General features: G+C 43.6%; 10 protein-coding genes. 3 read left to right on the top strand and 7 right to left on the bottom strand.

What is annotated here, in order from left to right:
* Window positions 1-758 precede the first annotated feature (758 nt).
* From modC to modA, 3 genes are read right to left on the bottom strand one after another with little or no spacing between them, the layout of a single operon-like run.
* Entirely contained in the window at window positions 759-1,862 is a 1,104-nt protein-coding gene (gene modC, locus T426_RS23050; protein ID WP_025865216.1) for a molybdenum ABC transporter ATP-binding protein, read from the bottom strand.
* Window positions 1,863-1,887: 25 nt separating this feature from the next.
* Window positions 1,888-2,589, bottom strand: coding sequence for a molybdate ABC transporter permease subunit (modB, locus tag T426_RS0107790; protein WP_025865215.1), 702 nt, complete (start codon window positions 2,587-2,589; stop codon window positions 1,888-1,890).
* Complete coding sequence (modA, locus tag T426_RS0107785; RefSeq protein WP_025865214.1) at window positions 2,586-3,401, bottom strand: molybdate ABC transporter substrate-binding protein; 816 nt, start codon at window positions 3,399-3,401, stop codon at window positions 2,586-2,588. The genes modB and modA overlap by 4 nt, the downstream gene beginning before the upstream one ends.
* A gap of 282 nt (window positions 3,402-3,683) precedes the next feature.
* Between modA and T426_RS23045 the strand changes: the two genes are divergently transcribed.
* Entirely contained in the window at window positions 3,684-4,205 is a 522-nt protein-coding gene (locus tag T426_RS23045; protein ID WP_025865213.1) for a GNAT family N-acetyltransferase, read from the top strand.
* Window positions 4,206-4,241: 36 nt separating this feature from the next.
* Here T426_RS23045 and T426_RS0107775 read toward each other — a convergent pair whose 3' ends face one another.
* From T426_RS0107775 to T426_RS0107760, 4 genes are all read right to left on the bottom strand, one after another.
* Entirely contained in the window at window positions 4,242-5,951 is a 1,710-nt protein-coding gene (locus T426_RS0107775) for an acyl-CoA dehydrogenase family protein (RefSeq protein ID WP_025865212.1), read from the bottom strand.
* A 40-nt stretch (window positions 5,952-5,991) separates the two neighbouring features.
* Complete coding sequence (locus tag T426_RS0107770; protein ID WP_027585493.1) at window positions 5,992-7,011, bottom strand: electron transfer flavoprotein subunit alpha/FixB family protein; 1,020 nt, start codon at window positions 7,009-7,011, stop codon at window positions 5,992-5,994.
* A 36-nt stretch (window positions 7,012-7,047) separates the two neighbouring features.
* On the bottom strand, window positions 7,048-7,899 hold the full coding sequence (locus T426_RS0107765; RefSeq protein WP_234406787.1) for an electron transfer flavoprotein subunit beta/FixA family protein: 852 nt from the start codon (window positions 7,897-7,899) through the stop codon (window positions 7,048-7,050).
* A 408-nt stretch (window positions 7,900-8,307) separates the two neighbouring features.
* Window positions 8,308-8,670 (bottom strand): DUF3795 domain-containing protein, encoded by a 363-nt coding sequence (locus T426_RS0107760; RefSeq protein WP_025865210.1) that lies wholly within the window; start codon window positions 8,668-8,670, stop codon window positions 8,308-8,310.
* A gap of 169 nt (window positions 8,671-8,839) precedes the next feature.
* On the opposite strand from T426_RS0107760, the gene T426_RS0107755 reads away from it, so the two are divergent.
* Together T426_RS0107755 and T426_RS0107750 are read left to right on the top strand one after the other, a co-directional pair.
* Entirely contained in the window at window positions 8,840-9,433 is a 594-nt protein-coding gene (locus tag T426_RS0107755) for an RNA polymerase sigma-70 factor (protein ID WP_025865209.1), read from the top strand.
* Between the two features lie 76 nt (window positions 9,434-9,509).
* Complete coding sequence (locus T426_RS0107750) at window positions 9,510-10,511, top strand: FecR family protein (RefSeq protein WP_025865208.1); 1,002 nt, start codon at window positions 9,510-9,512, stop codon at window positions 10,509-10,511.
* Window positions 10,512-10,526: the final 15 nt, after the last annotated feature.

The following is a 10,526-nucleotide window of genomic DNA, read 5'->3' as shown; positions in this document are numbered from 1 at the left end:
CATCCTGAGCCAGGATCAAACTCTTCGTTGTAATCAAAAAGTTTAAATGTCTATTTGCCTGGCACGATTGGTTTTCCTCTAAAAGAAAATTGAACTTCTGGTGCTTATCTTCTTTCCTTTTCAATATTTTCAATGAACTTGTATCTCTTCTCTTAATCCCGCTCCTTACTGCCCAACCCTCAGTTGCCGTCGGACGGGCCGAAAAAAGCGTTGCAAAGATAGATAATCTTTTGCGTTAATTCCAAATCTTTTTTCGCCTTTTTTATTTGGCTCCAGTACCGGAAATCAACTCACGCTTTTCGCTAAAAACGTGGCGGCAAAGATAAACCCTTTTATCCCGACTTTCCAAATACTTTCCAAGATTTTTTTCGGTGCTATTCTGACTGCTAAAACCCGACTTTTTTATGCCCCAAACATCTCGCCGTCACGGTTGGACTCCATGACATTCAAAAACCTTTTAAGTGGTCCGCAACATCTCTTCTCATCACCTTCTGAACGCTGCCTCCCTTTCGGAAAGCGGATGCAAAGAAAGCGTATTTTTTCGGCTTACTCCAAATCCAAAAGCAACTTTTTTAACAAAAGAATCAAAAGTTGCTCATTTCCAAGAATAAAAATTCTCCAATACGTCGATGGATTGCATGCCATTTTTGTAAGGGGGCGAATTATTAAACGAAATCCATGGCCAAAAGGTTTACAAATTTCACGGAAAATTTTACCATCAGGAATGAAATCTCATCAAACGACTTTCCGCGAACAAATTAACTAATCTCGCAAACCCTAACAGACATGGATTTAAAAAGGCAAAATACGTTCATTCCAACCTCCAAATCAAGCCGTTTGGTAGAACTACTGGTCACTTCAACCAGTAATGGGAATCCGACATCCACCAGACATACGACCTGCCCGTTTTCATAAAGCAAACGCTTTATGGTTCCTTCCAGTTGGTTTTGGATGGAAATATTGGGAACAGGCTGCAACGAAATGGCAATATCGCCCGGGGGAACAGAGACTTTCACTTCCCGTCCCAACGCAACTCCTTCGCTACATGCATCGCAATGCACTTTAACTTTTCTCTTTCCCTGTTCTCCGGTGAGCGTAGTTATTCCGGTATTTTTATCTACTTCATGTACGTAAAGAGAAATCACATTCAATAACCCTTCACCTGAACTCCGAGGCAACATTTTTCGCGATAGCACCAAATCGAGATATTTGCCAAATGCCTCAACACGACCATCACGCACCATCAGAATTTCATCTGTTAAACGAAGAATATCGGGCAAATCGTGACTAACCACCAACATGGGAATTCTGTATTTCCGGTGAATGCGTACCAGGTAAATCAGAATTTGTTCCCGCAAAGCGACATCGACAGCAGAGAACGGCTCATCCATCAGTAACAACTGTGGAGATTTCAATAAAGCCCTTCCCATGGCAATCCGCTGCTGTTCACCGCCAGAACATTGTTCGGGCTTCTTTTTTAGAAGATGCCCAATCTCCAGGGTGGAAACCACATCGTCAAACTGAATTTGTCGTTGAGATCTCGGCAAAAGCCTTTCGCCATAGCAGAGGTTTTCTTCCACCGAAAGGTGCGGGAAAAGCCTTCCTTCCTGGAAAACAAAGCCCAGTTTCCGGTAACGGGAAGGAGTATCTTTCTTCTGTGCTTTATCAAAAACAACTTCGCCGCCTATGCTGATGAATCCGCTGTCTGGACTCAACAAGCCGCTAATCAACTGAAGTAACGTCGTCTTTCCATGCCCTGACGGACCATAAATCCCGGTAATTCCATCGCCAAAGGCACATTTCATATCAAACTGAAATGCTCCTCGTGATAAAGTGGCCTGGAATTCAATAACGTTCTTCATCGAATTAACTCTTCTTTTGATTTATCTATTTTCTTGAGCGCTTTATCGCCCTACGATTCAAAAATTCGGCCACAATCATTGCCAGCAGCGACAGCAGAACAGATATCATCACCAAACGGAACGTAGCCGTGTCCTGGCCGGGAACCTGCATGTAGGAATATACCGCCAGTGGCAATGTTTGGGTCTCCCCCTCGATGTTTCCCGCAAAGGTAATGGTGGCTCCAAATTCACCCAGACTTCGGGCAAACCCTAAAATAAATCCACTGATGATGCCCGGCGAAGCCATCGGCAGCGTGATAGAAAGAAATGTCTTTACCCGCGAAGCTCCCAATGTACGTGCAGCCTCTTCATATTTTTCGTCGACCAATTCGATAGCCAACCGGATGGAACGGGTGATTAACGGAAAAGATACAACCACACTTGCCAACAATGCTGCATAAAAACTGAAAGCGATGCGAATTCCCGTCAGGTCATAAAGCCATTTTCCCAGAACACCATTCGTTCCCAGAATAATAAGCAAAAGATAACCCGTTACAACTGGAGGCAAAACCAGCGGCAAATGAATCACTCCTTCCAACAACGCCTTCCCACGAAAGTGGTTGCGTGCCAGAAACCAACCGATGGCAATAGCGAACGGCAATGCAATTATCGAAGACCAGATAGCTACTTTCAGTGAAAGTGAAATAGCCGATAAATCGGAAGCCGTGAAGTTAAACAGGTCGGTCATTTGTTAGTAACGGATTTTCGAGGTTCAGCTATGGTTTTAAAGCCGAACTTTTTCCAAATATAATCAGCTTCAGCAGAATGCAAATATTTCAGCAACGAATCGGCAGTCGAACCACCATGTTTCCCTTTTGCCGCCCAGTATTCAATCGGCTGATGCAAGCTTTCCGGGAAAACGCCTACCGCTCTGACTTTTTTCGATTTCATTGCATCGGTAGCATACACAATTCCCATTTCGCACTCTCCCAACTCCACCACCATCAGCGCCGAACGTACGTCTTTTGTTTTCAGAAACCGAGGCTGTAGAAGCTTAAAACACCCCAGCGATTTCAATGCTTCAGCGGCATATTGCCCTGCCGGAACGTGAGCCGGATCGCCAATTGCCAACCGTCCGTTAAACGAGTTTGGAAAATCAAGCGTTGGAGAGATAGGCAGTGTATCGATGCGGCTATTCGTTGGAACAACAGCAACCAGGCTATTCCGGGCCACCGGAAAACAAACGGTTGAATCGGCAGAACCATCTTGGCAAGCGAATTTCATCCATCGCGGACTGGCTGAAAGGTAAATTCCGGGAGTTGCACCTTCCTGCATCTGCCGGGCCAATGTTCCGGAAGAAGCGAAATTCAATGCTACCTTCACGCCCGATTTCGTTTGATATTCCTTAGCTAGCTTTGACATTACGTCGGCTAAACTCGCTGCCGCAAAAACGCTGATTTTCTGCTCCGATTTCTCTGATAGATTCTCCTTGCCTGTTTTCGATTGACACGAAAATAAGAGTATCAGGATGAAGCTAATTAGTCCGGTCGATAAGCGCATACATTCACAATTTCTACAAATATAAAAAGGTAACCGAGAAGGTCTTCTGCTCGTAAACATTTACGACGAAATGAAGGAAGAATTTAGCGATGACGAAAAATCATATCGTTCAGTACATTATTACTTATGATTAATTTTTATTATTTTTACTGATACGCGAATAACGTTTTCACTGTTTTTCAAGCCATTTTATTGCAATTTAAAATTCGATATAGTGAGTAAGAGACAGAAACTGAATACCGGAATTCCTCCATATACAGAACCCAAATAAACGTTTCCCAAATGAGCCAGATTATTCAATGTAACCTAACCACACATTCCCACCAATTAGCCTTCATCGATTTGCTGAATCATTACATCGCTGACGATATGGGTGGAGGTGAAACTTTGAACCGTTCGAAAGCTGAAGAGCTTTTTGTTCAATTGAGTAATCAGCCCAATTTTCGTGCTTTTTTTGTTTTGCATGAGGGAGAAGTTGCCGGGATGATCACGACGTTTAAAAATATTTCCACCTTCCAGGTACGCCCACTCATTAATATCCACGATGTGATTGTGAAAAAGAGTTGCCGGAATAAAGGATTAGGACATAAGCTCGTGAGCTATGTACTCGATTTGGCACGGAATGAGAACTGTTGTCGGGTCAACCTGGAAGTACGGGAGGATAATCACCGGGCCATGGAGGTTTACCGTGATTTTGATTTTGGGCCCACTAATCCCAAAATGCTTTTCTGGGAGCGGGTACTCGATGACTCGGAAGAAAGAATAAAATCGACCGCTGCTGAAAAAGACTTATCCAGCGAATAAAATAAGAAGAGGCCCCGGATTGAGGCCTCTTTTGTTTTATGCTTCGTACTTGTAATGTCCGATATCTTCGAGTGATGAAGCACGAATAAATTCGGCTCTCGAACGTACTTCAGCCTTAGCAATTTTATTGAAAACCACTGCTGAACGCAGGAACGAATTATCGCGGTTAGTATCGATAACCAGCAGGTAACTCATGATGATGTAACCCGCCATTTCAACCAAACGACGTGCGTGGAAATCGAGAAATTCATTATCCTCTGCATCATGCACTTTCTTCACTGCTTCTTCGTAATCCTCGGTAAGTGAAATCAGCGTGCGACGGAATTTTTCCAGTTCGGGTTTCAGATCCGTTTTTTCGTATTCACGGATTTTCTTCAGATAGCCGCCGGTTGTTACACCACGAATAGCAGCAACGACCTGCAACTGGGTTGTTCCTTCATAAATAGAAGTAATACGCGCATCGCGATAAATGCGTTCTACCGGATAATCCTTCATGAAACCGGAACCACCGTGAATCTGTACCGCATCGTAAGCATTCTGGTTACAATATTCGGAACTGATACCTTTGGCCAGCGGAGTGAAGAAATCAGCCCAACGCTGGTATTCCTTCATTTCGTCACGTTCTTCTTTCTCCAGTTTGCGCTCTTCGGCAATATGTTGATAAGTCTTGTAAACATCTACAAAACGGGCAGTTTCGTAAAGCAAGGTGCGTGATGCATCGAGTTTGGCTTTCATTACTGAAAGCATTTCGTAAACGGCCGGGAACTCAATAATGGCCTTGCCGAATTGCTGACGCTCGCGGGCATAATCCAGCGCTTCCCGGTAGGCAGCCTCCGATACACCCACTGACTGAGCGGCAATTCCCAAACGGGCTCCATTCATCAGCGCCATCACGTACTTGATAAGTCCCATGCGGCGGGTACCAACCAACTCGGCCGGTGCGTTCTTGAATACCAACTCACAGGTTGGAGAACCGATGATTCCCATTTTATGCTCAATGCGACGAACCTTTACGCCTCCCTGTTGCTTGTCATACACAAACATTGAAAGACCACGGCCATCTTTGGTTCCTTCTTCCGAACGAGCCAGTACCAGCGAAATATCGCCGTCGCCGTTGGTGATGAAACGCTTTACACCGTTCAGCAACCAAACGTCTTTCTTCTCGTCGTAGGTTGCTTTTAACTGAACGGACTGCAAATCGGAACCTGCATCTGGCTCAGTCAAATCCATTGCCATGGTTTCGCCTTTGCAAACCCGCGGCAGATAATGTTCTTTCTGCTCAGGCGAAGCAAACTCATTCAGCGTTTCAGCACAGTCCTGGAGTCCCCAAATGTTCACGAAACCGGCGTCGGCACGCGAAACAACATCGGCCGCCATGATGTAAGGAACGATCGGGAAGTTGAGTCCGCCGTATTTACGCGGCAGCGTAATGCCCATCAAACCGGCATCAACCAGCGCCTTAATATTTTCGACAGTACCACTGGCATAGTTAACGTGCTCATTAACAACCTCAGGACCTTCCTGATCAACACCTTCGGCGTTGGGTGCAATGATGTCACCACTAATTTCACCCACCACTTCCAGCACGCGATCGTAACTGTCCATGGCATCCTCGAAATCAAGTGGCGCATAATCAAAACTTTCCTTATCGGTGAAATTCCGCTCTTTGAGCCCAACAATCTTCTGCATCAGCGGGTGCGTCAGATGGAATTTCAAATCTTTATTATCGTTATAATAATTAGCCATTTCTCTAATTTTTACGGGACAGACCCGGTTCAACCCTCAATTACTTGGTGTTTGATTTATAAAACCTGATCATCTTGGGAATCACTTCACCAACATCACCGTGAATTACATAATCGGCAATGCTGTTGATGGGAGCATCGGGATCGGTATTAATGGAAATAATCTGTGCCGATTCTTCCATTCCTGCGCGGTGCTGAACCTGTCCCGAAATACCACAGGCGATGTATAGTTTCGGACGAACAGTCACACCGGTTTGTCCAATCTGACGTTCGTGTTCGGCATAACCTGAGTCAACGGCTGCCCGCGAAGCACCAACTTCACCACCCAATACTTCGGCCAGTTCGTACAACATTTTGAAATTCTCTTTGGAACCCACGCCATAACCGCCGGCAACAATAATCGGTGCACCTTTGATGTTCACCTTCTTTTCCTCCATGTGGCGCTCGATAACCGAAACGATGAAGTCTTCATCGGATACATACTGAGCGACATCCAGCTTCTTCACTTTGCCTTTGTACTCCGGATTCAGCACCTCCTTTTTCATCACGCCTTCGCGAACTGTTGCCATTTGCGGACGGCAGTCGGGATTGATAATGGTAGCGATGATGTTTCCACCAAAAGCCGGGCGAATCTGATACAACAGATTTTCGTAGGTTTTACCAGCTTTCTTGTCTTCATGCGGTCCAATTTCCAGACTGGTACAATCGGCTGTTAATCCACTATAAAGAGCAGAAGAAACACGCGGTCCCAGGTCTCGACCAATAGGAGTTGCTCCCATGAGAGCAATCTGCGGCTTCTCTTTATCGAAAAGCTTAATCAGAATCGTTGCGTGAGGTGATGTCGTAAAAGGCTCCAAACGTAGATCGTCGGCAATGTGCACCACATCAGCACCATAGGGAAATATCTGATTTTCGACGCCATCCAGTCCTTTACCGATGACGACAGCTTCCAGTTTGCATTTGAGTTGATTGGCCAGGCTGCGTCCTTTGGTCAGCAATTCCTGACTCACCTCGGCCACAACGCCATCCTCAACTTCGCAATATACAAATACGTTATTCATGATTTTCCGTTTTTTAAATCGTCAGTTTGAGCGGCATCAACCGATGGTGTGGCTCAAAATCAATTCTTTCATTAACAAATCGATATCCTTGTCAACCGGTTTAAGAACCTTGGCATCTTTTGCTTGTAATACCACATTCTCAATTTTCTTCACCTTGGTAGGCGAACCGCTCAGTCCAAGCTGTTCCTGCTCAGCCTTGATATCGTTCACGGTCATTTCACGAATATTGAGGAAAGGACGCGAGTCATACAGGAAGAGGTAATCTTCGCTGGCTTCCTGACGCTCGGTTACCGTGCGCGCGTGTTTGTATTTCATCAGCAGCGTAGCATTCCGGGTACGGCACGGTGCAGCACTGCTGTTTACGGTCAGTACCAGTGGAAGCGGAGCCTTAACGGTTTCCACACCGTTCTCGAGACGACGAAGAGCCGTTACATGCTTGCTGTCTGCATCCATTATTTTCTCGACATATGTAACTTGCGGAAATCCCAGTTTTTCTGCAACCTGCGGGCCAACCTGCGCAGTATCACCGTCGATAGCCTGACGGCCGGCGATAATCAGATCGACTTCGCCCATTTCTTTGATAGCCTGGGCTAATGCATATGAGGTAGCTAACGTATCTGAACCGGCAAATGCCCTATCTGTCAACAAAACACCGTCATCAGCACCACGATACAATCCTTCCCGGATAATCTCGGCAGCACGGCCGGGTCCCATCGTTAATAATGAAACGATTGTTCCGGGATAACGGTCCTTCAATTGTAAAGCCTGCTCCAGCGCATTCAAATCCTCGGGGTTGAAGATGGCGGGCAAGGCTGCCCGGTTCACTGTCCCGTCGGCTTTCATGGCATCTTTCCCAACATTTCGGGTATCGGGAACCTGTTTTGCCAAAACTATAATTTTTAAACCCTTCATAGTGATTTGGTATGAGTTTTATATTCACGGAAGTGAGCAAATATAGAATTTCAACCATATGTTATCAAGATGGATTTAAGACACTTATATCCGAATTAGGTTTTCGTTTTGGAAAACGATTAAAAGCACATCGGGTTTGATATGCTCCACCTCCCATGGGTCAAGAGTTTAAAACAAATTAATCTTCCGGTCGAAAGTTTATAATACCAGGAATGATCAACTCAATTTAGAATAATTTTATTTTTGGAAAGACTCTAAACAGGCCGATACGGCGCGAACGGCTTGAATACAGCGGATAGGAATTTACTCTTTTACAAAGTACCATCCGTCCCATAAAAAAGTTACTATATGTATAGCAAACATGCTATCAGTAAATTTTCCCAATCAGTTCAGCACCGGTTTTTCTCCTCTTCTCTTTATCGTTATTAGTTTATTCTCTGCCATGTAGTTGGCAAACTTCTCATAGCCATGTTCCTGAATGATTGAAATGGCAGCCGGACGATCGCTGTTAAACAAGACTGACATCACCTTTGACATGATACCTTTGTGGTAACGACATTCTCTTACGTCGGTATATTCATCACAATCCGCACAACTTGCTATGCCTTTCTCCCGATTACAGCTTCTGATTTTGCACCAGGTAGCTTTTTCGTTCCCTTCACATCCGGGACATTTTCCTTTCACGTATTTCGGGCAAGAGCCGCAATACAGGCCACAATACGAGATGAGCTGTGTATTTCCTTCCATAGGTTAATTGATTTAATTGGTTTGCTGATTTGAAGTTACGAAAACCTAAAACGTGCTGTGAACTTTAAAAAGTTAACAACCGCCGATCTCCCTATATCTATTCCTATGTTACAATTCCATAACAAATTATGAACAAAATCTCACAAATCTTTACTTATTTTGTTTCATTGTGAACAAAATTGAGCTAAATAGAAGACTCAGCCAAGGTGATCCAGAAGCCTTTGAATCAATTTTTAAACTTACATACCCACGCCTTATCAGTTATTGCAGGCTTTTTATCACAAATGATGCTCAGGCTGAAGATTTAGTACAAGAGTGTTTTGTCCACCTCTGGCGAAAAAGAAATACCATTGCTCCATCGCAATCAACAGAAAGTTTCCTCTTTGTGATGCTGAAACACCGTTGCCTGAATTTTATTAGAGATAACCATTTTCTCGTATTGAAGGAAGACATTAATTTGGTAAAAATTAACGAACTGCAGCAATTGTTCGAGATTGACTTCACCAACTCTGAAAATAAAACTATCGAAGAAGAATTACTGGATGCACTCAGCGAGGAAATAGAAAAACTGCCGGAAAAAAGAAAACTGGTTTTTGTTAAGTCAAAAATTGAAGGATTAAAAAACAGAGAAATAGCAGAACAATTAGGGATTTCTATTAAAACAGTCGAAAAACATCTGCACCAGGCAAAAGAACAAATTCAAAAAGAACTAACAACTAAATTTCCCTTATACGGTGCGCTTTTGGCCCTATTCCTTAAGTAATATTAAAAAAATCTAAATAATAAGGTAGGGTATTCTTAATTTCTGTGTACTCCTAATGTAAGAACATTGCATCAGGATGAAATCAATCATTAACAAATACCTTTCCGGCATAAGCAATAACGAAGAAATGCGTAAGCTGCTCGACTGGCTCCGCAAAGAAGGCAATAAGGAGGAATTCAGAGCGGAGAAGACAGAATGGGAAGACAGAACCGCTAACGAAAGGATGCCCATAGATTCTCAAAGAAACTGGAACGAAATTCAAAGCAAAATTCTCGTTCAAACTCAATACCATTTAAATCACACCCAAAAACGTGTTCGTTATCTTTCTTATGCCGCCAGTATTTTGGTCATATTTACTTTAGCTGCCAGTGGACTCTTCTTTTATCATTACAACCAACAACCTTCACCAACAACCACAACCGTTAAAGCTGCCCCCGGGCAAATTGCCAATGTTGTTTTGGCTGACAGTACCGAAATTTGGATCAATTCCGATTCCTACATACAGTATAACAGCAATTTCGCATCAACCAACAGAGATATAAAACTAGTAGGAGAAGCATTCTTTAGTGTTGCCAAAAACAAAAATCTACCCCTTGTCGTTTCCGGTTCGAAAGTCCACGTAAAAGTACTCGGAACCCGATTCAATGTAGCAGCTTATCCCGACGACAATATTTTCAGTGTCGCACTGGAAAGAGGCAAAGTTGAGCTATTCTCTCCTGACACAAAGGATTTTAATTATAACTTAAGCCCTGATCATGTTGCGATATACAATAAGCAAACCAATGAACTAAATATCAAGAAAGCGAACATTAACCTTTACTCCTCGTGGAAAGACGGTTTAATTCAGATATATGATCTTCCATTAAATGAAGTAGTCGTTAAACTAACAAAAAGGTACAACCAGAAATTTAAAATTGATGAGGCTCTCAAGGCGCTTCACTACACATTCACCATCAAAAATGAACCGCTATCCGAGGTTTTGCACCTGATGGAGACAATTACTCCCATTGATGCAGTGCAGAAAGGAGACATTATCGAACTAAAATATAACAAAAGCAAGGAAAAAAAAATGGAGTAAAAAGAAAAACCGGAA

The sequence above is a fragment of the Prolixibacter bellariivorans ATCC BAA-1284 genome (genome assembly GCF_000621705.1).
GTDB lineage: Bacteria > Bacteroidota > Bacteroidia > Bacteroidales > Prolixibacteraceae > Prolixibacter > Prolixibacter bellariivorans.
The sequence above is the reverse complement of the archived record's forward strand: the minus strand, read 5'-3'. Positions and strand labels throughout refer to the sequence as shown.

Coding starts and splice junctions, on each gene's coding strand:
- modC (WP_025865216.1), bottom strand. CDS start 1,862: ATGAAGAACGTTATTGAATTCCAGGCCACTTTATCACGAGGAGCATTT.
- modB (WP_025865215.1), bottom strand. CDS start 2,589: ATGACCGACCTGTTTAACTTCACGGCTTCCGATTTATCGGCTATTTCA.
- modA (WP_025865214.1), bottom strand. CDS start 3,401: ATGCGCTTATCGACCGGACTAATTAGCTTCATCCTGATACTCTTATTT.
- T426_RS23045 (WP_025865213.1), top strand. CDS start 3,684: ATGAGCCAGATTATTCAATGTAACCTAACCACACATTCCCACCAATTA.
- T426_RS0107775 (WP_025865212.1), bottom strand. CDS start 5,951: ATGGCTAATTATTATAACGATAATAAAGATTTGAAATTCCATCTGACG.
- T426_RS0107770 (WP_027585493.1), bottom strand. CDS start 7,011: ATGAATAACGTATTTGTATATTGCGAAGTTGAGGATGGCGTTGTGGCC.
- T426_RS0107760 (WP_025865210.1), bottom strand. CDS start 8,670: ATGGAAGGAAATACACAGCTCATCTCGTATTGTGGCCTGTATTGCGGC.
- T426_RS0107750 (WP_025865208.1), top strand. CDS start 9,510: ATGAAATCAATCATTAACAAATACCTTTCCGGCATAAGCAATAACGAA.